This is a genomic window from Prochlorococcus marinus str. MIT 9211 (assembly GCF_000018585.1).
GTDB classification, from domain to species: domain Bacteria; phylum Cyanobacteriota; class Cyanobacteriia; order PCC-6307; family Cyanobiaceae; genus Prochlorococcus_D; species Prochlorococcus_D marinus_B.
In genome coordinates this window covers 1,176,637-1,198,694 of the sequence record NC_009976.1, presented here as the reverse complement: position 1 = coordinate 1,198,694, position 22,058 = coordinate 1,176,637, and the positions used below count along the sequence as shown (strand labels likewise).

Genomic DNA, 22,058 nt, shown 5'->3' with positions numbered 1-22,058 from the left:
AAATTTATGTCTGATGCAGCGTCTTTAAGGCGCTTCTCGATTGATTTGCCTGACTCTGATGCTGCGATTGCTCTTGCTGGTGCAGGACAGACAACGCTTCATACATTAGAGTCAATCACTGGTGCCTCTTTGGTTTTAAGAGGACTTAAGCTCGAGATAAGTGGTCTTTCTAACCAGCTTGAAAGAGCAGCAGCATTGGTGGAGTTAATACGACCAATATGGCAAGAGGGTCAGTCTGTTTCCTCAGTTGATTTACAGGCCGCACTTACTTCTTTAGATACAGGGAGACGAAATGATCATGCTTCTTTGACTGATCATGTAGTTGCAAGAAGTAAGAGTGGCAACCTTTTAAGACCCAGGACTATTAGGCAAAAGACTTATTTAGAGGCTATGGAGGCTCATGATTTGACTTTTGCTTTAGGGCCTGCAGGTACGGGTAAAACTTTTCTTGCAACAGTTCTTGCAGTTCGAATGTTGACAGAGAGAAGAATCGAGAAAATAGTGCTTACCAGACCAGCTTTAGAGGCAGGAGAGCGTCTTGGCTTCCTTCCAGGTGATCTTCAGCAAAAGGTTGATCCTTATTTGAGACCTTTGTATGACGCACTTCATACTTTGCTTGGATTGGAGAAAACCACTTCATTGCTTGATAAAGGAATTATTGAAGTAGCTCCCTTGGCCTATATGAGAGGAAGAACTCTTGAAGATGCTTTTGTGATTCTTGATGAGGCGCAAAACACAACATCTGCTCAGATGAGGATGGTTTTGACGAGACTTGGCGAAAAATCCCGAATGGTTGTTACTGGAGATATAACTCAAATAGATCTTCCCTTTGGACAAAAGAGTGGCCTAGTAGAAGCAATTGATGTTTTGCAATTAGTGAAGGGGATCTCTATTTGCCGTTTAACTACAGCAGACATTGTTCGACACCCACTTGTGCAAAAAGTCGTAGAGGCTTATGCAAGCAAAGAAAAGTAATAGTGACATCCGCACAATATAAACATCCCAATTATTTTTTTTTCTGCCAGAGTAAGTAACAAGTTTAAGTAGTGAATTATGCCAGCTAGTAGCAATTTTCAACAGGCTATTCGCGAAGCACAAACAAGTGCTTTGGTTGGACCCAATGTCGTAAATAAGGCTTTGCCTTATGTCGGAGGGGGAATGGTCCTTACTGCATTGGGAGTTATTAGTGGACTTTCCCTTTTGGCTTCGAACCCTTCTCTATTTCAGCCACTTGCCCTTGTAGCTTTTATTGGGGAGATTGTTCTTTTTTTCATGGCAACAAGTGCTGCAAACAATGCTAATAACAGCAAAGCATTGCCACTTTTAACAGCATTTAGTGTCCTGACCGGATTTACTCTAAGCGGTATTGTTGCTATAGCGATAGGCACAGCTGGCATAGGTTCTGTTGGTACAGCGGCCTTTGCTACAGGCATTACTTTTGTTGTTGCCTCTTCTGTTGGCCGTCGAATGAGTGACAGTGTTGGCCAAGCTCTGTCAGGAGTAGTTGGCTTAGGCCTTATGGGCTTAATTATTGCAATGGTTGTGCAGCTAATAGGAGGATTCTTTGCTCCAGGGATGTTTGGAGGTACTGGACTAGAGCTAATGATTGCTGGATTTGGAACAGTACTTTTTGTAGGAATGTCTTTTGTTGATTTCTATACCATGCCAAGGAGATATAACGATGAACAATATTTAGCTGGAGCTTTAGGCATGTACTTAACTTATATAAACTTGTTTGTATTTATCTTGCGGTTAATAATTGCCCTTCAAGGTGGTGGACGTAGGGATTAATTTAGTTTAGCTATTGGTTAATCTAGGAGAAGAGAGGGGCTTAATGCTCCTCTCTTTTTTTCTTTTATGCAATTGAACGAATGCTCTCAGAAATTGCGTTAATTTGTTCTTCATCATATTTCCATCGCTTTAAGAACTCCACATCTTTACCTTTCCCTTCAGTTGCCTCTAGTAGTGTATCCAGCTTTTTTTTAACTAGTTTTGCTTCCAATAACCTGAGAAGGTCTATGCATCTTTGTCTTATTCTTTCGGAACTATGTTGTTGTTCAGAGTTATTGCTTCTCTTATGAAATATTGCCATTGCTGAACTCATTGCCATATTCTTTATTGTTAAATCAATTACATGTTCACCCTCTTCTCTTAATGAGAAAATAAGAGGGTCTGGCAAACGATCCATAAGAGGAGAATCACTTAAAAGACTTATAACAAAAAAACCTCTTGCGCCTTCTTTCTTTCTTAAAAGATTCAGAATTTTATCTGCCAGTACTTCATCGCTTAATTCTCCTTGATCCCAAGCATTACACCAAAAAGATGCGATTTCTAATGCTTGTTCAAAATCAGGGTTTTGTTTTTTCATGGCTTTGTGCAACTTTTGTAGTAAGGCTATTAGGGTGTATACAGTTGGTTGATGTCCTTAGTTGAGCCCAAGGAAAAGATTTTTAGATCAGGGTTTGTTGCTTTGATTGGAAGGCCAAATGTAGGCAAATCAACTTTGGTGAATGAATTGGTTGGGCAAAAAGTATCCATTACTTCTCCAGTTGCACAGACTACAAGGAATCGACTTAGGGCTATTTTGACTACCCAAAATGCACAATTGGTTTTTGTAGATACACCTGGGATCCATAAACCTCATCATTTATTAGGGCAACGTTTAGTCCAAAGTGCGAGAAGGTCTATAGGGGAAGTTGATACTATTCTCCTTATATTCGAAGGGTGTCATCCTCCTGGGAAGGGAGACTATTTTGTGGTTAACTTGCTTCGCGAAGAAGAAAGGCCAGTATTAATAGTATTAAATAAGTGGGACCTTCTCCCATTAGAAAAATCTAAGCAAAGAGAAAATGAATATAAGGATCTATTCCGCGAGCTAGATTGGCCTATCTTTTGTTGTAGCGCAACTCATGGGACAGGCCTTGAAGGTCTAATTGAAGAGATTTCAAGGAATTTGCCCATTGGTCCTAGGCTTTTCCCCCCTGAAATGGTCTCTGATCAGAGCGAGCAAACCATATTTAGGGAGTTGATTCGTGAGCAAGTTTTATTACATACAAGAGAGGAAATACCTCATAGTGTTGCTGTAAGGATTGATCGTTTAGAAGAAATTCTTCCAAAACCAGGCAAGAAATCTCAAAATGTACATACTGCAATTCTTGCAACAATTCTGGTTGAACGAAAAAGCCAGAAAGGCATTCTTATTGGGAAAGGAGGTTCAATGTTGAAGCAGATTGGCCAAGCTGCACGGCTTCAAATGCAGGTATTCATAAATGGCTCTGTTTACCTTGAATTATTTGTCAAGGTTGTTCCCAATTGGAGAAGCAATCCAGCTAGCTTGGCGGAACTTGGTTATGAGGGTAATTGAACCTTATGACGGTATATCGTTTTGATGTTATAAGCCTTGCTCCAGAAGCATTCTCGAGTTTTAAAGAACTTGGTGTGGTTGGCAGGGCATTTTCATCTGGAATAGCGGAATTGCATGTTCATAACCCCCGAGAGTTTGCTTATGACAACTATCGAAAAGTAGATGACCAACCTTATGGAGGTGGTGCAGGCATGGTTCTTAAGCCAGAACCTTTTTTTGCTGCTTTTGATTCGGTTCCTTTTTCTTTAAAGAGGAGAGTTTTGTTAATGAGTCCTCAAGGTCAAACTCTTTCACAAGAAAAACTTTGGCGCTGGTCAGAAGAGTACAAACAACTTGTTTTGATTTGTGGCCATTATGAGGGCTTTGATGAACGGATTAGAACTATTGCTGACGAAGAGGTATCTATAGGTGATGTTGTTTTAACTGGAGGAGAGCTGCCTGCAATGACAGTTGTAAATGGTGTGGTTCGTTTGCTTCCTGGGACTGTTGGGGATCCTCAGTCATTGATTGAGGAAAGTCACTCGGATATTCTTCTTGAGCACCCGCATTACACACGCCCAGCAAAATTTCGTGGGATGGAAGTTCCCTCAGTCTTGCGTAGTGGTAATCATCAAGCAATCTCTAAATGGAGACAAGATCAAAGAGAGCTTCGTACGAAATATCGTCGACCAGATCTTTATGATCGTTGGCTTTCCAAAAAGTCATCAGATACTTAAAAGCTCTAAACCAGTAATAAATGCAATACAGCTATACTTTTAAGCCAACCAGAAATATCAATATGCAAATAAGAATTGGCAACGGTTATGACATCCATCGCTTGGTTGTTGGCAGAAGGCTTATCCTTGGAGGAGTCTTGTTAGAGCACCCTGAAGGTCTCGGGTTGGATGGACATAGTGATGCGGATGTACTTGTGCATGCAATTATGGATGCACTTTTAGGTGCTCTTGGTTTGGGCGATATTGGTAAGTTTTTCCCTCCAGACAATCCTCAATGGAAGAATGCTGACAGCCTTGTGCTTCTAGAAAATATTGAAAAATTAATTTCAGAAAAAAATTGGAAAATTGTAAATGTAGATTCTGTCATCATTGCTGAACGACCAAAATTAAAAAATCACATTGATTTAATGCGAAATAACATTGCTAAAAGATTGCGCATAGAGATCGATTTTGTGGGTATTAAGGCAACAACAAATGAGAGACTTGGTCCTGAAGGTCGAGAGGAAGGGATTAGTAGCCATGCAGTTGTCTTATTGGAGAAGGAATAGAAATGTATAGAGTTTTCAAAAAAAGTGGAATTGGGTTGTTTTTTTTAAAATTATTTATTTGCGTTGTAATTTTATTCTTTGGCACAACGCACATTGCTGTTGCTTCTTCTCAAATAACCTTGGAAAGCCCAAAAGAATATATGATTGTTGAATATCTTCGATTAAGAGTTCCTGAGGAAGATAGAGAGGCATGGTTAATTGCTGAGAAAAAAAGTTGGGAGCCTTGGCTGGAGAAGAAGGATGGTTTTCTAGGAAGGCAACTTTTTTGGGATAAGCAATCAGAGGAAGGAACAGTGCTGATTAGCTGGTCTAGTCGAGGCGATTGGAAATCTATACCTAAAGAAGAGATAGAGAAAGTGCAAGGTCTTTTTGAAGAATTGGCGAGGGGCCAAACGGGTAAGGAATTTGGCAATCCTTTTCCTATTCAGTTTGAAGGTGAGTTGTTGCCTCAATGATTAGCAAGGAAGCTCGTCTAGATCTTGACCGTTTGAGCAGGCTAGGAATGGTAGAGGCGATTTGGGGAGAACATAAAACATTTGAACAAATTGCTGAAATCTTAAAAAGCTTTTCTGAAGCTGGTCAATTGGCTTTTGTTACAAGAGTGTCTGTAGACAAAGCTGAAAAATTGATGCAGATCTTTGAACAAGCTGAATACCATTCAAAGGCGAAATGTCTCACACTTGGTAGGCCTTTTGAAGTTCATCCCACAGAAGGAAAAGTCGTTATCTTAAGTGGTGGAACAAGTGATCTAGCCGTAGCCTCTGAGGCTGAATTGTCCTTGCGCCTGCATGGCATTAAAACAGAGATTCTTTTGGATATAGGTGTTGCTGGGTTGCATAGACTATTGAATAATTTGGATAAATTAACGAGTGCAGAAGTTGTAATTGCTTGCGCAGGAATGGAAGGGGCTCTTCCCACAGTTTTGGGAGGTTTGATTCCTCAGCCAGTTATAGGAGTCCCTGTTTCGGTTGGATATGGAGTTAGCGCAGGTGGTATTACTGCTCTTAAGGGAATGCTTGCAAGTTGCTCACCAGGGCTGACAGTTGTCAATATTGATAATGGATATGGTGCCGCAATGGCTGCATTGAGGATTATTAGGTCTAGGAGCAATAAATAAAATAATTCGTTATTAGTGGTGCTTAATATTAGTGACTAGATTTGTTTTTTGGCTTGTATTTATATCAAGAAGCTTTTCAAGCCATAATTTCATTGGTCTAGGAAGCCGATTCTCTTGGTAGCGAAGCATTGCCTCCATAATTACAGGAGTATTAACCCATGCAATGGATCTGCTATTCATATGCACAACAAGTTTGATAGATCCAAGGTGAGTTATAAATTCCTTATGCGCAAGAGTGAGGATAATTAATTAATCTGCTTCGTCATATTTAGTGCCAAGCCATGAAAGTTCATTGCCATGAGTTGATGATTCAACATCAAGTAATTTATTGACTAGCTCAGAAAGATCTCTTTGAGCCAATTCGCCATTGCTCTCCCACTTCATCGAGCGTGGCTCTTGTTGTGATGAAGTTGACACTTAAAAATAAAATAAATTTCACACACCTTAATTGTGTTGAAGCCCTGATGAGGGAGATATTGCGATATTTTAGCGAAAGAAATTATGAAGATTTTTGGAGCTCCATGATCTAATGAGCTTTATAAATGTTTTAAATGCGGATAAGAAGTAAGAAGCTCTTCAGAGCTAAGTAATTCTCCTTCATTCTCAGGTTGCCAAAGAATTTCAAAAGCAAGCAAATCATTTGCAGATGTTCCTCCAATAATTCTGAGTCCTTCTTGCAAAGAGTCGGAAGTAATCGTTTCGCCTAGTGAGATATTTGCCTTTGATGCAAGTAAGACCGTTACAACAATAAATTCATTTCCTAGTTCTGGGGTTTGATTAGAGACCAAAGATTCTTGGTTGGTTTTTATTTCTCCAGAAACATTGGAAACGATCTCAACTGTTAGCTTGCTCCTTTCGGTAATTGAAAGCCTGTTGAATGTTGCTTCCGCTGCGTTAATAGGAACTTCGCCGCTTTCCAGGTTTGCATATGCCCATAGGTCTGGCAGACGTAGTAGAGCAAGAATTGTTTCTTGAAGAACCTTTTGTAAGCCTTTGGAGGTTGTTGTATCAGCTGTTTCAGCTAGTAGCCTTAATTCACTTTGAATAGACTTTGCATTAGAAAGAAGAGCTATTTGAGCCTGAATAATCTTTGCGGTTCCACTATTTCCCTCATTTATAATTTTTTCATTATTTGTAGAGGGTATAACTCCTTTTCTTAGTGAATTAATTATTGCTCCTGTAATTGCAAAAAGAATTAAAAAGCTGAATAGGCCGCCACCTCCAAGCCCAAAGAGTGGGATTATGAAAGGGAAGCCAATTCCTCCACGATTAAATCCACCATAGTTGCTTTGATAATTCCCTCCATATCCTCCAGACCTTGAGATAGAAGGCGAGCTGAAACTACCTCCTCCAATACGTCCTCCATTTGCTGCATTGACATTTTGTGGAAGGACCACAATGAATACTGCAAATAATATTGGAAGCAATACTGCTGATAGAAAGCGTTTGATTGATGTAAACAAGTTGATTAGCTAGAGAAACTAGTTAAAAAGTGATTGACGATTTAACAGACACTAGGCACCACCTCCAACAATGGTGACAATCTCTAGGTTGTCACCATCTTTAACGGCTTGGTTGTCCCAATCTTGTTGAGGCAAAATAATCCCATTGAATTCCACAACAATTAATTTTGGATTATGACCAAGGTCCTTGATCACTTCTGATAGAGATAAAGGCGTTGAAGAGTTTTGAAAGACTTTAAGGAGTCCATTGACTGTGATTTTCATGTCAAATCTCAAGTAGCTGCTTGCTTGCTTGAAAAGGGTCTTCTGCTTTCATGATGGCATCAATGACTGCTATTCGAGAGACTCCAGTTGACAACAATTTAGATCTGTTGAGATGGTTGATTCCACCAATTGCAAAACAAGGTTGATTAATTGAATTTGATATTTGCTTTAAGCACTCAAGACCAAGTGGAGCAACCTCTGGCTTTGAAGTAGTTCGAAAAATAGGACCAAAGCCTATATAGTCAGAACCATTTTTATCTGCCTTTTGAGCTTCTTCAAGAGAATGGCAACTAACTCCTATTAACTTTTCGGGACCTATAAGCTTTCTTGCTATATCTAGTGGTAAGTCTTCTTGACCAATATGAATACCGTCAGCATCTACGGCTAGAGCTATATCGATTCGGTCATTGACTATAAAGAGAGCACCATAATCTTTGCAAATCACAGCAAGTTTTTCAGCTTCAGAAAACTTGTCAATGTCTTTACCCTTTTTACAGCGATATTGCACCATCCCTACTCCTGCCTTTAATCCTGCAGAAACCTTTGCTATAAGCTCTTGGTGGGGGGTCGTTATTAAGCATAATTTGCAAGCTGAGAGTTCCTTTTGACGTTTTTTCCCAGAAGTTGCTTCTTGAATATTGATTTCTAGATCGTAAATCTCATAACGAATTTTTGAGGCTGCTTTTGTAAGCTCTGGATCAATATTTCTGGCAAATTCTTCTATCACGCGAAGAGCTTCTTGAACTCTTGCACAATTAGCACTCACGATTTGTAGAGGACTTATACGATCATTTTGAGCTTCGTGAGTTAATCCTGAACCTTGGTCAGTCTGTGCTGAGCGAGCTTGCTTATAAGTCTTTTGATGGAGGCGACCTAATTGATGACGATAATCCTTAATAATAATTATCAAGTCTTTTCTTTGCAGGCCATATCTGCACCAATCTTCAATGACTCTTAAACCTTCTCTTGCTCTATCAAGGTTTGCATCTATCAGCTGAGCAACATGTTTTTCAGGAGTAGGGATGACAGCCATTTATTTCGTGCCAACCTTGACATAATCCCATAGCTCCAAGTTCATGGAGAAAAATAATGCTAATGGCACCATTAATGTGCTCCTCTGGGGTGTGTTTTTGTTGGGAGGTATAGGTTTTTTTGTGGTTTGGGGCCTGGCTAATGCCTATCCTTCCTCTTTATAGGTTAGATCTTGCTCAATATCTCCTGAGCAATTTTTGCATCGAGACCAATTTGTTCGCTAAGTGTATTTAGGTCTTTAAATTTCTTTTGACTTCTAATGCGCTTTACCGGCTCAATAATCAATTCATTCTGAGTTAAATCAATTTCTTGATTTAGCAAATGTACTTCTACTGCTGAGGGTGCTAATGGGTCAATTGTTGGTTGAGGTCCTAAATTCATTACGGCAGGAAATTTATTTTTGCCATTGAGCTTCGTTGCCCAGGCAGCGTATACCCCAATCCCTGGGAGTAATTTCCTACCATCAACTTGAAGGTTTGCAGTAGGCCAGCCAATAGTTTTCCCTAAACCTTTGCCAGGAATTACTAATCCTCTAAAGATATACGGTCTGCCTAGCAGATCCTTAGTGGCTTTCAAATTGCCTTGTTTTAACTCTGATCTTATTCTGCTGCTACTCATTCTCCCTTGGGCATCTTCCAGAATAGGGACTATAGAAAGTTCTAAATCAGCACTTTCGCAAAGTTTTTTTAAAACATAGGGATCTCCTTCTCTATTTTTCCCAAATCGAAAATTTGCTCCCACAGCAATTCGCTTGGATTGAAGTTTGTTTATTAGTACCTCATTAAAAAATTTTTCTGCAGTTAGCTCTGCTAAATAATGATCGAAAGGCACTAGCACTAATTGCTTTACTCCTAAGGTCTCAAGAAGAGCCCCTTTCTCTGATGGGAGGTCTAAGCGAAGCCTTGATTCTCCATATAACACCTCTCTAGGATGAGGCCAAAAGCTAACTACAGTTGGTACTCCTTTATCTGAATTGGTTATTTCTTTGATAACTCTTTTGTGCCCTGCATGAAGGCCATCAAAACTTCCTAAAGCTATTGCAGTAGGAAGACAAGCTTGTGACGGAGAACAGAGAGGAATCAAGAGTTACGTGCAAAAGTTTGGATTAAGTGGCAAGTTTGAACTAACAATATATTTATCTTGATGCCAGACCAGCCCGATTTCCCATTGCTTTCTTTAGGGATGCGAAGAATTGGTTGGATACGTTTCTGGATCCAGACAATTCTTGGAGTCGTTGTCATAGGAGTTTTGCTTTTTAACAATGTTGGCAGCAGCTTGGCAAGAAATTCAGAAAGAGCATTAGGTCTAGGACCTGGTTTGTCATTAACCACTTTTGCATTTTTCTTATTGTTGTACAGCCTTTGGCAGGGATGGTTGATAGTTCGCGCTGGTAGAGCCATTAATAGTCCAGCAAGACCTAGTAGAGGAGAAACCAGTCGATTGTTAAAAAGAGGATTAATTGTCGACCTTTTGGGATTGGTTTTTTCTTCTGTTGGTTATCAGTCTTTGGCAGGTGCTCTATTTGTTCAAGCTTCAATGCAGGCACCTGGAATTTCACTTGGGGTAGGCAAGTTTGATATGAATAATTATCCAATTACTTCGCTGGAAATGCTCTCTGTTTTGAGTAATACGCAGGTTCTGTTTGCTCACTTAATTGGATTAATCTTTTCTCTTTGGTTGCTTCAAAGGATTTATCGGCTGAAATAGTTTTTTAAGTTTATAGCTGGGAGATCTGAGATATTTCCTCGCCAAAACAGGTCAGGTTCTATTGGTGTAATTGATGGAGAATTTGATTCGATTTGAGCTACATCACTTGGCCACTGAGAGGGACCATCTCCTGCCGAATCAATGTCTTTAACTGCATTCCCAGCCATCCAATAGTAAGGATTGCCTCTAGGGTCTATCCGCCTAGTGAATTGTTCTTCGTATTGCCTGATTGAAAGTCTGGTCCAACCTAATTGACCCATTTCTGAGGATTTGCAAGGTGGAGTATTTATATTCAAAAGCAACTTTTGAGGCCAGTTTTTGGTTAGAGCCTCTTCTGCAATTTCTAAAGCCAGTTGACTTGCAAAAGAAAAATCACGCCACTGGAAACTGGCTATGCTTATGGCTATAGCAGGAATGCCAGCAAGAGTTCCCTCAAGTGCAGCTGCAACTGTTCCAGAACAAAAAATATCAGTTCCTAAATTTGGTCCATGATTTATTCCAGAAAGAATTAGATCAGGTTTCTCTGGAAGAATTTCATTTAAAGCAAGCTTCACGCAATCTGCAGGCGTTCCATTACACCCCCATGCGCTCACTCCTTTCCCAAATAACTCATTTGCTTTTTCGGCTCTTATTGGTGAATGTAAGGTAAGCCCGTGACCAGTCGCAGAACGTTCTTGATCTGGACAAACCACTGTGACTTGGTGGCCTCTAAATGCTGCAGCGCCTGCAAGCGTTCTTATCCCTTCAGCAAAGACCCCATCGTCATTACTAATTAGAATTTTCAAAGGTTTCATTACTCTGAGATTTCTTTAAGCAAAATAATGACCCATAGCTGTTTAAAGTTTGTATTCAATACTTTTTACTCGTGAGCGAAACTGTATCTCTTAGGCAGCTTACTAATCAACTAGATCTTTTAGAGGAAAAGGCTGTAAAAGACATTTCACAGGCCGTTGAAGAGAAATCACTTGAGGAATTAAGAGTTGGTTTTCTTGGTAAAAAAGGAAGTGTTTCCAAGATTCTTGGCTCTATGGGATCACTGAGTGGAGAAGAGCGTCCAGTAATTGGTCAGAGAGCAAATTTATTAAAGAATCAAATCCAAAAACTCATTTCTGAAAGATTAAATGATTTAAAAACGAAAGCTCTTCGTGAATTGGTTGCTAAAGAAACTATTGATATCACTGTTCCCGTCAAAGGAATCCCTTTAGGACATAGACACCCTTTGATTACAACCACAGAACAAATTGTCGATTTGTTCTGTGGGTTAGGGTATTCAGTTGAAGAGGGACCTGAGGTTGAGAATGATTACTACAACTTTGCGGCTTTAAATATTCCTGAGGACCATCCGGCTAGAGATATGCAGGATACATTTTATTTAGGAGGGAACTTACTGCTTCGTACTCATACTTCTCCAGTACAAATTCGTTATTTGGAAAAGACTCCCCCACCAGTAAGGATAGTTTCTCCTGGAAGGGTTTATAGGCGTGATGCTGTTGATGCGACTCATTCGCCTGTATTCCATCAGGTTGAAGTTTTAGCAATAGACGAAGGACTTGACTTCAGTCATTTGCGGGGGACAGTTATGGCTTTCTTAAAAGCATTTTTTGGCGATTTACCAGTGCGATTTAGGGCAAGTTATTTTCCATTTACTGAGCCATCTGCCGAGGTTGATGTTCAATGGAGAGGTAAATGGCTTGAAGTTATGGGATGTGGCATGGTTGATCCTTCAGTATTAGAAGGACTTGGAATTGATTCTGAAAAGTGGACAGGTTTTGCTGCAGGCCTTGGAGTTGAACGCTTTTGTATGGTTCGTCATGGCATAGACGATATAAGACGTCTTTATACGAGTGATTTAAGGTTCCTTGAACAGTTTTAGCTTTAGGTTCTTTTTTAGTTTTTTTATTAAAATAAACTTAAAATAAAAAACATATTTTTTTTTAAATATGGCTCAGGGGTTTAATTATTGGATTTCAATCAGTGCCTAAATTAGGACTGATCGTAAATGATGGCAAAGAGCGTGCTGTTGAAATTGCTCTAACTATTCAGAAGAGACTTGAAAGCTCAGGCTATGAAGTGGTGAGAGCTAGTAGTTCAGGTGGAATGGTTGGTTTCGCTAATCCTGACCAGCACATGCGAATGAATGGTTATAGCGCTCATGTCCCAGAGGGCTTTGATTCATCTATGAAAATGGCAATAGTATTAGGTGGTGATGGAACTGTTTTATCTGCTGCACGTCAGACTGCTCCAGTACAAGTTCCTATTCTCACAATAAATACAGGTCATTTAGGCTTTTTGGCAGAGGCTTATCTCTCAGATCTTGATAATGCTATAGACCAGATTCTTTCTAGCGATTGGGAGATAGAACTAAGAACAAGTCTTGTTGTAAGCATACTAAGAGGTGATCAAAGAAGGTGGGAAGCTCTTTGCTTAAACGAGATGGCGCTTCACCGTGAGCCACTAACAAGTATGTGTCATTTCGAGATATCAATTGGTCGGCATGCTCCAGTGGATATTTCAGCTGATGGAGTAATTCTTTCTACACCAACTGGTTCGACAGCTTATTCACTTAGTGCGGGGGGGCCAGTCATTACTCCTGATTGCCCAGTCCTTCAATTGACTCCAATTGCTCCTCATTCTCTTGCTTCAAGGGCACTTGTGTTTAGTGATTTGGAGCCTGTAACTGTTTTCCCGGCAACTCCTGAGAGGCTAATGATGGTAGTAGATGGTACCGCCGGTTGTTATGTTTGGCCTGAAGATCGTGTCTTAATTCGAAGAAGTAACCACCCAGTAAAATTTGTAAGACTATCTGACCATGAATTTTTCCAAGTGCTTAGGAAGAAACTTGGTTGGGGGTTGCCTCATGAAGCCAAACCTGACAAAAGTTAAATAGATTTTAAATTTTTTCTAGATTAACTTGGCTTTTAAAATAAATACTGGGTTCATAGGTGAAAGTCTTGTTGCTTTGCCTATTTTAATTCCTCTGTAATTTTGATGCTGACTAATTTTTAATATGCAACCCCAGTCATTAAATATTTTTTCTATTTGATCAATTGATTGTAAAGTTGTTAAAGGGATTACAATAATTCCCTTGGGATTTAGCCTTTCGAGTAATTGCCCAATCAGATCTCTTTTTTCTCCTCCTCCTAGTATTATTCTGTCAGCTTTAGATACATTTTTTGGAATAGTTCCTTGCTCTAATAATCTTTCTATATCAGATTCAATAATTACTGAAGGTTTAACAGAAAGCCTTACTGCATTTTCATTAATTAGCTTTTGGCTACCAACTCTTTTATCTACTAGAAGTAGTTTTAGTTTTGGTCTTATTCTCAGGGCTTCTAGTCCTATGCTCCCTACACCAGCACCGATATCCCAAATTACTCCTTCTTCAGGTAACTCAATATCTGCAAGAATTTGGACCCTAACTTCTCTTTTAGTCATAAGACCTGGACGATCATCATGTTGAATAAATAGACCATCCTCAATACCAAATAGGGGTAAGTCAGTCTTTTGATGTATAGGGATACTTTCTTTTATTAGGACAACTATATTTAAAGGATCTATTGATTCGGGCAGTTTTTGAGAAGGCATGATCTTATAGATCCGCTCTTCAGAATGACCAAGCCTTTCAAATATCCAAAAAGTGTAGATTTTATCTAGTTCAGCTGATTCAAGAATATGTTTAATTTGCTTTGGGCTACCTAATTTAGGATCGGTTAGTATTGCTATTGCATTCGGCCTTTTCTTTAGAAGGTTTATAAGAGGGCTTGGATCCCTCCCGTGAAGACTAATCCAAGAGGCATCTTGCCAAGGTCTACCTATTCTAGCAAAAGCAAGCTGCAAAGATGTTGTTGAGGGGTGAAAAACAATTTCACGATTTGGTAAGTTTTCAATTAATACTCTTCCTATACCAAACCAAAGTGGATCGCCACTGGCTAATAAGATAGTTTTTTGATTTTGGCTTTTGAGCCAGTGAATTAGCTCATTTGTATTTGTGCTATCAAATAATTCTGGTAACTTTTTGCCGACTTCTGTTTTATGCCACCAATTAGTCAAGGGCGTCAAGATCCTTGCAGGACAAGCAATTCTCTCGGCTGAGACAATTAGCTCTTGAAGTGACAATGGAAGCTTTTCAACCCCCCCAGCGCAAATTCCTATCACATAGATTGGCTTTGAAGATCTGTTCATTGGTGTATTCTTTCGGTCCACCTAAAAGGTCTCTTATACAAGTTAAATGAGTTCTTAGCTCAAGGCCTAAATCTTCAATTACAAGACTCCGTGGAAAAAACAACCTTTCATAACGATAAATATTCAATAAGACGACAACGTCAGCATGAGCTTTTAGTGGCACTTATCAATAGACAAGAGGATTTAGAGCTTATGAATACTGATGCGCGGAGTTTGAATGGCAGTAATAGAGAGATTGATCCAGCTAGATGGATTGACCACAATCGACGTATTCTTGAGAAATATCAGTCCTTAGTTCGATCTGCAATGACTTTGGACGCGTTGCTTGACTCGGAACAAAGTGAGAACAGCTAAAATCATTTCAAAAAAAACTTTTAAAGGATTCTTTTTAGGACTCTTATTCTTTTTAGCAATAACAATTTTGCTTTTTAACCCTTCAGCTTTGGATGCAAAATTAGAGACAACACGAAATATAGATGGTGAAGAAACCCAAAGAAGTTTAGAAAGCCTTAGAGATCTTGATTATCAAACTTGGCAAGTAGTTGCGTATGCCAAAAATCTTGTTGAGAAGTCCATTACTTTGAGAATTGTAGGCTTTCCAGGAAGCCTACGCTTGTCTCACCCTGCAATATTAAATGTTCAATCTGGAATTAGGAGCTGGGATCTTGATGATATAACATTACAAAATAGTCTATTACTCAAAGATACTAGAGAGGCGGCTGCAGAATTTAATCTAACACCTTTACTCATAGATTTAAGTAACAATCGACCATTAAGATTATCTTTGAAAGGAGGATTTGATGAATTACCAGTTCCTCCATATGTCGTAGAAGAATGGCGGTCTTTAATTGAAAATAACTTATCAAATGACTAAAAAAGATTTGAATATTGAAGAATGCTTTTATTGGATGCAACGTGCATTCCAATTGGCTCAATTGGCAGATGGTGAGACAAATCCGAATCCATTAGTAGGAGCAGTGGTTCTTGATCCTGACAAGCTCTTGATAGGAGAAGGTTTTCATTCAAAAGCTGGTAGTCCACATGCTGAAGTAGAGGCTTTACGGCAAGCTGGTGATGCGGCAAAGGGAGGGACTCTTTTAGTTACTCTTGAGCCTTGTTGCCATTATGGGTTAACGCCACCTTGCACTAAAACTATTATTGAGTCCGGGGTCTCAAGAGTAGTTGTTGGCTTGCAAGACCCTGATCCAAGAGTGTCAGGGAATGGCATACGTTTGTTAAAGGAAGCTGGTATAGAAGTAATTACTGGAATTCTGAAAGAAGAAATTTCATTTCAGAATAGGGCCTTCATTTTTAGAATTAAAACAGGTAGGCCTTGGGGCATACTGAAATTAGCAATGAGTTTTGATGGTCGAACTGGTTTATCTAATGGGAAAAGTAAATGGATAACTTCACAAGAAGCAAGAGAAAAGGTCCATGCTCTTAGAGCCAAGTGTGATGCTGTAATTATCGGTGGGGGTACCCTTAGAGCCGATGACCCTCTTTTGACTAGTAGAGGTTTAAGAAATCCTGAGCCTTTAAGAGTTGTTTTTAGTCAAAGCCTTTCCTTGCCCATTGGCGCTCAAATTTGGAGGACTGAAAGTGCAAAAACCCTTGTTGCTTTCAGTAATGAAAACGCATTACCGCTTATTCAGGAATTGCCTGAAAATGTAGAAAAACTAAAACTTCACGAAAGTAATCCAAGAGAATTGCTTGAAGAACTTGCAAAAAAAGGCTGCAACAGAATTTTGTGGGAATGCGGCCCCTCTTTGGCTACCAGTGCAATAAAGCAAAATTGTGTTCAAGAGATTGTTATTTTTATGGCCCCTAAATTGTTAGGGGGCTTGCCTGCAATGACTCTCCTTGGAAATTTCGGCTTTGATTCTTTGGACCAGGCCCTGATCTTAAAAGAAGTTTCTTTGGCAAAAAGTGGTAAAGATTTTGTATTAAATACTTTTTTGGAATAGGCTCAATAGCCTGATATAGATAGAAAGCGTTCGGTTCTTACGCCTTAGATCAATCAACGGATTTGATGATATTTGTTTAGTTTGGTATTCAATCGAATTTTTGATCCCATGCCGATTCGTCAAGACGAGAATCAACCAAATCGGCGTTTTGGAATTATTAACTTAGTTTTGATTGGGTTTGGAGCTCTGTTGTTATTTAGCAGCTTCTTTCCAAATCAAAATATGCAAGTTCCCAGAGTTCCATACTCTCTTTTTATTAATCAAGTTAATGATGGTGAAGTAAAAAGGGCATACATAACTCAAGAACAAATTAGATATGAGCTTTCTTCACCAGCAGAAGACTCTCCATCAGTATTGGCCACTACGCCAATCTTTGATATGGATCTTCCTCAGCGTTTAGAAAGTAAAGGGGTTGAATTTGCAGCAGCTCCTCCTAAAAAACCAAACATCTTTACAACCATCCTTAGTTGGGTTGTACCTCCACTGATTTTCATCTTAGTTCTTCAGTTTTTTGCTCGAAGAAGTATGGGTGGTGGTGGAGCTCAAGGAGCATTGAGTTTTACAAAGAGCAAGGCAAAAGTTTATGTTCCTGATGAGGAATCCAGAGTTACTTTCGCTGATGTAGCAGGCGTGGACGAAGCAAAAGATGAATTAACAGAAATTGTTGATTTTTTAAAAAGGCCACAAAGGTATTCAGATATAGGAGCACGAATACCTAAAGGCGTGTTGTTGGTTGGACCTCCGGGGACAGGAAAAACATTACTTTCTAAAGCAGTCGCAGGAGAGGCTGAAGTCCCTTTCTTTATAATTTCAGGTTCTGAATTTGTAGAGCTTTTTGTTGGGGCTGGTGCTGCAAGAGTTCGTGATTTATTTGAGCAGGCAAAGAAAAAAGCTCCCTGCATTATCTTCATTGATGAATTAGATGCAATTGGAAAAAGCAGGTCTGGCTCAATGGGTGTTGTAGGAGGTAACGATGAAAGAGAGCAAACTCTTAATCAGCTCCTTACTGAAATGGATGGCTTCGCTTCTGCAGATAAGCCAGTAATAGTTTTAGCGGCAACTAACCAGCCCGAAGTACTTGATGCTGCACTTTTGAGGCCAGGCAGATTTGACAGACAGGTATTGGTAGATAGACCAGATCTTTCAGGCCGTAAGACGATATTAGAGATATATACAAAGAAAGTTAAGTTGGCTGATGATATTGATTTGGATTTGATTGCACAAGCAACAAGTGGTTTTGCTGGAGCTGACCTTGCAAATATGGTTAATGAGGCTGCATTACTAGCTGCTAGAAATAAGAGAAATAAAGTTGAGCAACAAGATTTAAATGAGGCAATAGAAAGAGTTGTTGCAGGCTTAGAGAAAAAAAGTAGAGTCCTCCAAGAAGATGAAAAAAAAGTTGTTGCTTATCACGAGGTAGGTCATGCAATTGTTGGGCATTTAATGCCAGGTGGAAGCAAGGTCGCAAAGATATCTATAGTTCCCAGAGGAATGAGCGCACTTGGGTATACCTTGCAATTGCCTACTGAAGAAAGGTTCCTTAATTCCAAAGAGGAATTGAAGGGGCAAATAGCAACTTTGCTAGGAGGAAGGTCTGCAGAAGAAATTGTCTTTGGCAAAATCACAACTGGCGCTTCAAATGACCTACAAAGAGCTACTGACCTTGCTGAACAAATGGTGGGCACATATGGAATGAGTGAGATCTTAGGACCTTTGGCATATGACAAACAAGGTGGAGGAGCTTTTCTTGGTGGGACTAACAACCCTAGAAGAGCAGTTAGTGATGCAACTGCTCAAGCCATAGACAAAGAAGTAAGGGGTCTTGTTGATGATGCGCATGAGAGTGCATTAAATATTCTCAGACATAACTTGCCTTTGCTTGAAAATATTGCTCAGAAGATTCTTGAAAGAGAAGTTATTGAAGGTAATGATCTTAAAGATATGCTTGCAGAAACAACTTTGCCTTAATTTTCTTTGATTAGGGCTTGACGAAAGGGGCCTTAATCTCCGATAAAGGCTTTTTAGTGCTAACTACATGGACGCTTCTTCCCAAGGAGTAGCTAGGGAGCTTTCTTTATTGAAAGGAAAGGACTTGATATCATCTGCTGATTTTCAGATGGAGCAGATAAATGCTTTATTTAATCTTTCAATACAACTTAAGAAGGAAGAAAGGAGGATAGATCTTGGTAATCGTGTATTAGGACTAATTTTTAGTAAAGCATCAACAAGAACAAGAGTAAGTTTTCAAGTTGCAATGGCCCGTTTAGGGGGACAAGTTGTTGATTTAAGTCTTCAAGCAACCCAAATAGGGAGAGGAGAACCTGTAAAAGATACTGCTAGGGTTTTGAGTCGTTATTGTGATGCTCTTGCTATAAGAACTTATTCCCATGAGGAGCTTATTGAGTATGCTAATTGGGCTTCAATTCCAGTAATAAATGCACTTACAGATTTAGAGCACCCCTGTCAGGCATTGGCTGATTTCCTTACAATTAAAGAAACTTTTGGTAAATTAAAAGGTCTAACGCTTGCTTATATAGGCGATGGAAATAATGTTTCTAACTCTCTGATTCTGTTAGGTGCAATTTTAGGGGTTCATTTACGTGTTGCATGCCCTTCTGGTTTCGAGCCAAGTGCCTGGGTTGTCGAAAAAGCACGTTCCTTGGCTTCTTTTGACTCGACTCTTCAAATTTTAAATGAACCAGTAGAAGCGGTTAGGGGAGCCAATGCAATTTATACGGATGTTTGGGCTTCAATGGGCCAAGAAAAAGAGCAACAAGAGCGAAAAGAAATTTTCAAGAAATTTACTGTAGATGAAAATTTATTTTGCGAAGCAAGTCAAGAGGCAATAGTTTTGCATTGCTTGCCTGCTCATAGAGGCGAAGAAATTACTGATGAATTAATTGAAAGTAAGGCTAGTAAAATATTTCATCAAGCAGAGAATCGACTGCATATACAACAGGCTCTGTTGGCATCCTTACTTGGAGGGCTGTGAAATTTGCCAAAAATTAGTTTTATAGGTACATATGTATTGAAGAACAAATGAATTACACGAATTGGTTATGGGAGAAGAGTCGCTTACACCAGCTCAGCAAGAGCTTTATGAATGGTTAACGGACTATATAGGCACGCATCATCACAGTCCTTCTATTAGGCAGATGATGAATGCGATGGGTTTGCGTTCTCCTGCTCCAATACAAAGTAGGTTGCGCCATCTTCAGGAGAAAGGATGGATTACATGGACTGAAGGTCATGCGAGAACTTTGCAATTACTTAGCGACTCTTTCTCTGGGGTCCCTGTATTGGGCGCAGTAGCTGCCGGAGGCTTAGTGGAAACATTTGATGATGTCCAAGAAACACTTGATTTAAATACTGTTCTTCAGACCAAAGGGATATTTGCTTTAACAGTTAATGGTGACTCAATGATTGATTCTTATATAGCCGATGGGGACATGGTTTTAATGGAGCCAGTCAATGATCCATCTGCACTTAGGAATGGGACTGTTGTTAGCGCAATGGTCCCTGGATCTGGGACTACTTTGAAGCATTTCTTTCGTAAAGGACCTTTAGTTCGTCTTGAAGCTGCCAATCCAGCTTATGAACCTATAGAGATTGATGCAGACCAAGTGCAAATTCAAGGAAAACTTTTGGCAGTTTGGCGCAAAACATAATTGACTTGGGTGTAAAGTTTCTGGTCTGGGGCCATAGCTCAGCTGGTAGAGCACCTGCATGGCATGCAGGGGGTCAGCGGTTCAAGTCCGCTTGGCTCCATAATTATTATCTTGTTGAGGCTATAATGAAGAAATATTCAAGGTCTTAGACGAAAATAATGTGCCTGCTAATTCATATACTTTATCTATACTAGACTTAGCTTAAGTATCAACCTTCCAAGAAAGTAGCTAGATGAGAGATGACAGACTAGAAGAATTAAAGAAGGGTTTAAGTCAGATTTTAGATGAAGAAAATATTCTCTCAGGTAATAGTCAAACTAAAAGTTATAGAGAGGGTATACGAGTAGGCAAAGGGATAGCAAGCTTTGTTGTTTTACCTCAAAACCTAGTTCAATTTTGGGATATTTTAAATCTTTGTATTTTCTTAGATAAGATTGTTATTATACAGGCAGCGAATACAGGACTTACAGGAGGCTCAACTCCTGATGGAGATACTTATGATCGAGATGTAGTAATTATAAATACATTAGCTATTGATAGAATAATATTATTAAATAATGCCAAACAAGTCATTGCGCTCCCTGGCTCTACGCTATCAAATCTAGAAAATATTTTGTTAGATTATGGGAGGGAGCCTCATTCATTGATAGGATCATCATGTATTGGGGCTTCTATAATAGGAGGCATATGTAATAATTCTGGAGGAAATTTAGTTAATAGAGGTCCTGCATATACTGAATTATCTCTTTATGCATCTGTAGATAAAAACGGAGAATTGGAATTAATTAATAACCTTGGTATTGATCTTGGTGAAACACCACAAGAGATATTATGTAATCTTGAAAATGCTAAATTTGATCAGAATAATTTACCGTACACTCACAGAAAAGCCTCTGATTATGAATATAAAAATCGTTTACGAGATATGACTTCTAAAATACCCGCTAGATTTAACTCTGATAAAAGACGTTTGTATGATTCTAGTGGGTGCGCTGGTAAAATTGCTGTATTTGCAGTCCGATTGGATACTTTTATAAAGCCAAAAAATGAGCAGGTTTTTTTGGTGGGGACAAATAATCCAGGTAACTTTAGTCAAATACGGAAAGAAATACTAACTTCTTTTGATCAACTGCCTGACATGGCAGAGTATATGCATAAAAGCTTTTTTGATGGAGCAGATAAATATGGGAAAGATACATTTCTAATAATTAAATATTTTGGTCAGAGATTTATGCCTAGGCTATTTAAACTTAAAAAACGATTTGATTTATTTTTTGATCGGCTTCCCTTTGCTAAGAAAAACTTATTTGAAAAGATATTGCATAACCACGCTCAACTGTTACCAGATCACCTTCCAGTCAGAATAAGGCAATATAGACATGCATACTCTCACCTTCTAATAATTAAGTCTAGTGATCTATGTATAGAAGAGACTAGAGATATGCTTGCCAAAAAAATAAATAATACTAGTGATGTTAAATTTCTCGAATGCTCTCAGTCCGAAGGTGAAGATTTGCTTTTACATAGATATGTAGCAGGAATTGCACCAAAGAGGTTTTGCATTATTAATGAAGATCAAACAACTAGCTTGCTTCCCTTAGATGTTGCTTTGCCTAGGAACAACAAAAATTGGCATGAAATTCTTCCTGAAAGTGCGTTTTTAGAGTCAGAAGCTTCTTTTCAAATGGGACATTTCCTATGCATGGTTTTTCATTGGGATTTCGTCTTTAATTCAGAATCAGACCTTGTTAAAATCAAGAAAGAAATTTTATCAGTCTTAGATAAAGCAGGAGCTAAATACCCTGCAGAACATAATGTCGGCCACTTGTACTTTGCTGAACATGACTTGTCTAACTTTTATAAGAAGATAGACCCAACCAATTCATTTAATGCTGGAATAGGAAAGATGTCGAAAAATAAATACTATGCTTAATAAAGTTATAAATCTAACGCTAAGTTATATTTATTGAGAAGATTAAAAGTAATTCATTTTTTCAACCCAAACCTAGTCTGGTGTCTACTATATTATGATT

At 39.1% G+C, this 22,058-nt stretch carries 26 protein-coding genes and 1 tRNA gene; 18 read left to right on the top strand and 9 right to left on the bottom strand.

The features are described 5' to 3' along the window. The first annotated feature begins 6 nt into the window (after positions 1-6). Together P9211_RS06455 and P9211_RS06450 are read left to right on the top strand one after the other, a co-directional pair. Positions 7-975, top strand: a complete 969-nt coding sequence (locus tag P9211_RS06455) for a PhoH family protein (protein WP_012195883.1) — start codon at positions 7-9, stop codon at positions 973-975. Between the two features lie 78 nt (positions 976-1,053). Then, the gene (locus P9211_RS06450; RefSeq protein WP_012195882.1) at positions 1,054-1,791 is read left to right on the top strand and encodes a Bax inhibitor-1/YccA family protein; all 738 of its coding nucleotides are present in this window, start codon (positions 1,054-1,056) and stop codon (positions 1,789-1,791) included. Positions 1,792-1,855: 64 nt separating this feature from the next. On the opposite strand, the gene P9211_RS06445 is transcribed toward P9211_RS06450, so the two are convergent. After that, entirely contained in the window at positions 1,856-2,368 is a 513-nt protein-coding gene (locus P9211_RS06445) for a hypothetical protein (RefSeq protein ID WP_012195881.1), read from the bottom strand. Between the two features lie 51 nt (positions 2,369-2,419). Between P9211_RS06445 and era the strand changes: the two genes are divergently transcribed. From era to larB, 5 genes are all read left to right on the top strand, one after another. Further along, positions 2,420-3,364 carry a GTPase Era gene (gene era, locus P9211_RS06440; RefSeq protein WP_012195880.1) on the top strand — a complete coding sequence of 315 codons (945 nt, stop codon included), beginning with the start codon at positions 2,420-2,422 and terminating at the stop codon, positions 3,362-3,364. Positions 3,365-3,369: 5 nt separating this feature from the next. Further along, a complete protein-coding gene (gene trmD / locus P9211_RS06435; RefSeq protein ID WP_012195879.1) occupies positions 3,370-4,080 on the top strand; it encodes a tRNA (guanosine(37)-N1)-methyltransferase TrmD in 711 nt (236 codons plus the stop codon). A gap of 62 nt (positions 4,081-4,142) precedes the next feature. Further along, positions 4,143-4,628, top strand: a complete 486-nt coding sequence (gene ispF, locus P9211_RS06430; RefSeq protein WP_041391166.1) for a 2-C-methyl-D-erythritol 2,4-cyclodiphosphate synthase — start codon at positions 4,143-4,145, stop codon at positions 4,626-4,628. 2 nt (positions 4,629-4,630) lie between these two features. Next, positions 4,631-5,083 carry a TIGR03792 family protein gene (locus P9211_RS06425; RefSeq protein ID WP_012195877.1) on the top strand — a complete coding sequence of 151 codons (453 nt, stop codon included), beginning with the start codon at positions 4,631-4,633 and terminating at the stop codon, positions 5,081-5,083. Next, positions 5,080-5,745 (top strand): nickel pincer cofactor biosynthesis protein LarB, encoded by a 666-nt coding sequence (gene larB / locus P9211_RS06420; protein WP_012195876.1) that lies wholly within the window; start codon positions 5,080-5,082, stop codon positions 5,743-5,745. Before P9211_RS06425 ends, larB begins: the two co-directional genes overlap by 4 nt. A 12-nt stretch (positions 5,746-5,757) precedes the next feature. On the opposite strand, the gene P9211_RS09785 is transcribed toward larB, so the two are convergent. The 6 genes from P9211_RS09785 to ribF form a co-directional block, all read right to left on the bottom strand. After that, positions 5,758-5,925 carry a hypothetical protein gene (locus tag P9211_RS09785; protein WP_193328929.1) on the bottom strand — a complete coding sequence of 56 codons (168 nt, stop codon included), beginning with the start codon at positions 5,923-5,925 and terminating at the stop codon, positions 5,758-5,760. A 69-nt stretch (positions 5,926-5,994) separates the two neighbouring features. Next, a complete protein-coding gene (locus P9211_RS09780) occupies positions 5,995-6,162 on the bottom strand; it encodes a hypothetical protein (RefSeq protein ID WP_012195874.1) in 168 nt (55 codons plus the stop codon). 119 nt (positions 6,163-6,281) lie between these two features. Further along, complete coding sequence (locus P9211_RS06415; protein ID WP_225866200.1) at positions 6,282-7,208, bottom strand: DUF1517 domain-containing protein; 927 nt, start codon at positions 7,206-7,208, stop codon at positions 6,282-6,284. A gap of 51 nt (positions 7,209-7,259) precedes the next feature. After that, positions 7,260-7,472: a sulfur carrier protein ThiS gene (gene thiS / locus P9211_RS06410; protein WP_012195872.1), complete on the bottom strand. Its 213-nt coding sequence runs from the start codon at positions 7,470-7,472 to the stop codon at positions 7,260-7,262. A gap of 1 nt (position 7,473) precedes the next feature. Then, the gene (locus P9211_RS06405; protein WP_012195871.1) at positions 7,474-8,505 is read right to left on the bottom strand and encodes a thiamine phosphate synthase; all 1,032 of its coding nucleotides are present in this window, start codon (positions 8,503-8,505) and stop codon (positions 7,474-7,476) included. A 164-nt stretch (positions 8,506-8,669) separates the two neighbouring features. Next, positions 8,670-9,587, bottom strand: a complete 918-nt coding sequence (gene ribF / locus P9211_RS06400) for a riboflavin biosynthesis protein RibF (protein WP_012195869.1) — start codon at positions 9,585-9,587, stop codon at positions 8,670-8,672. A gap of 60 nt (positions 9,588-9,647) precedes the next feature. Here ribF and P9211_RS06395 point away from each other — a divergent pair, with 60 nt between their 5' ends. Continuing rightward, a complete protein-coding gene (locus P9211_RS06395) occupies positions 9,648-10,211 on the top strand; it encodes a DUF3611 family protein (RefSeq protein ID WP_012195868.1) in 564 nt (187 codons plus the stop codon). On the opposite strand, the gene surE is transcribed toward P9211_RS06395, so the two are convergent. After that, complete coding sequence (gene surE / locus P9211_RS06390) at positions 10,196-11,005, bottom strand: 5'/3'-nucleotidase SurE (RefSeq protein ID WP_012195867.1); 810 nt, start codon at positions 11,003-11,005, stop codon at positions 10,196-10,198. The two genes, P9211_RS06395 and surE, sit on opposite strands and share 16 nt — an antisense overlap. Before the next feature lie 71 nt (positions 11,006-11,076). On the opposite strand from surE, the gene pheS reads away from it, so the two are divergent. Together pheS and P9211_RS06380 are read left to right on the top strand one after the other, a co-directional pair. After that, entirely contained in the window at positions 11,077-12,084 is a 1,008-nt protein-coding gene (pheS, locus tag P9211_RS06385) for a phenylalanine--tRNA ligase subunit alpha (RefSeq protein WP_012195866.1), read from the top strand. Between the two features lie 101 nt (positions 12,085-12,185). Then, complete coding sequence (locus P9211_RS06380; protein ID WP_012195865.1) at positions 12,186-13,094, top strand: NAD(+) kinase; 909 nt, start codon at positions 12,186-12,188, stop codon at positions 13,092-13,094. An 18-nt stretch (positions 13,095-13,112) separates the two neighbouring features. On the opposite strand, the gene P9211_RS06375 is transcribed toward P9211_RS06380, so the two are convergent. Then, positions 13,113-14,393 carry a bifunctional cobalt-precorrin-7 (C(5))-methyltransferase/cobalt-precorrin-6B (C(15))-methyltransferase gene (locus P9211_RS06375; protein ID WP_012195864.1) on the bottom strand — a complete coding sequence of 427 codons (1,281 nt, stop codon included), beginning with the start codon at positions 14,391-14,393 and terminating at the stop codon, positions 13,113-13,115. Between the two features lie 90 nt (positions 14,394-14,483). On the opposite strand from P9211_RS06375, the gene P9211_RS06370 reads away from it, so the two are divergent. The 8 genes from P9211_RS06370 (at position 14,484) to dld (ending at position 21,958) form a co-directional block, all read left to right on the top strand. Next, positions 14,484-14,747, top strand: a complete 264-nt coding sequence (locus tag P9211_RS06370) for a hypothetical protein (protein ID WP_012195862.1) — start codon at positions 14,484-14,486, stop codon at positions 14,745-14,747. Further along, positions 14,719-15,267 (top strand): DUF3122 domain-containing protein, encoded by a 549-nt coding sequence (locus P9211_RS06365; protein WP_225866199.1) that lies wholly within the window; start codon positions 14,719-14,721, stop codon positions 15,265-15,267. Before P9211_RS06370 ends, P9211_RS06365 begins: the two co-directional genes overlap by 29 nt. Further along, entirely contained in the window at positions 15,260-16,357 is a 1,098-nt protein-coding gene (gene ribD / locus P9211_RS06360; protein WP_012195860.1) for a bifunctional diaminohydroxyphosphoribosylaminopyrimidine deaminase/5-amino-6-(5-phosphoribosylamino)uracil reductase RibD, read from the top strand. The genes P9211_RS06365 and ribD overlap by 8 nt, the downstream gene beginning before the upstream one ends. Before the next feature lie 108 nt (positions 16,358-16,465). Then, positions 16,466-18,325, top strand: coding sequence for an ATP-dependent zinc metalloprotease FtsH (ftsH, locus tag P9211_RS06355; RefSeq protein WP_012195859.1), 1,860 nt, complete (start codon positions 16,466-16,468; stop codon positions 18,323-18,325). 67 nt (positions 18,326-18,392) lie between these two features. Further along, positions 18,393-19,349 (top strand): ornithine carbamoyltransferase, encoded by a 957-nt coding sequence (argF, locus tag P9211_RS06350; RefSeq protein ID WP_012195858.1) that lies wholly within the window; start codon positions 18,393-18,395, stop codon positions 19,347-19,349. 67 nt (positions 19,350-19,416) lie between these two features. After that, positions 19,417-20,025 carry a transcriptional repressor LexA gene (gene lexA / locus P9211_RS06345; RefSeq protein WP_012195857.1) on the top strand — a complete coding sequence of 203 codons (609 nt, stop codon included), beginning with the start codon at positions 19,417-19,419 and terminating at the stop codon, positions 20,023-20,025. 27 nt (positions 20,026-20,052) lie between these two features. Further along, a tRNA-Ala gene (locus tag P9211_RS06340) sits at positions 20,053-20,125 on the top strand. 132 nt (positions 20,126-20,257) lie between these two features. After that, a complete protein-coding gene (gene dld / locus P9211_RS06335; protein WP_012195855.1) occupies positions 20,258-21,958 on the top strand; it encodes a D-lactate dehydrogenase in 1,701 nt (566 codons plus the stop codon). Positions 21,959-22,058 lie beyond the last annotated feature (100 nt).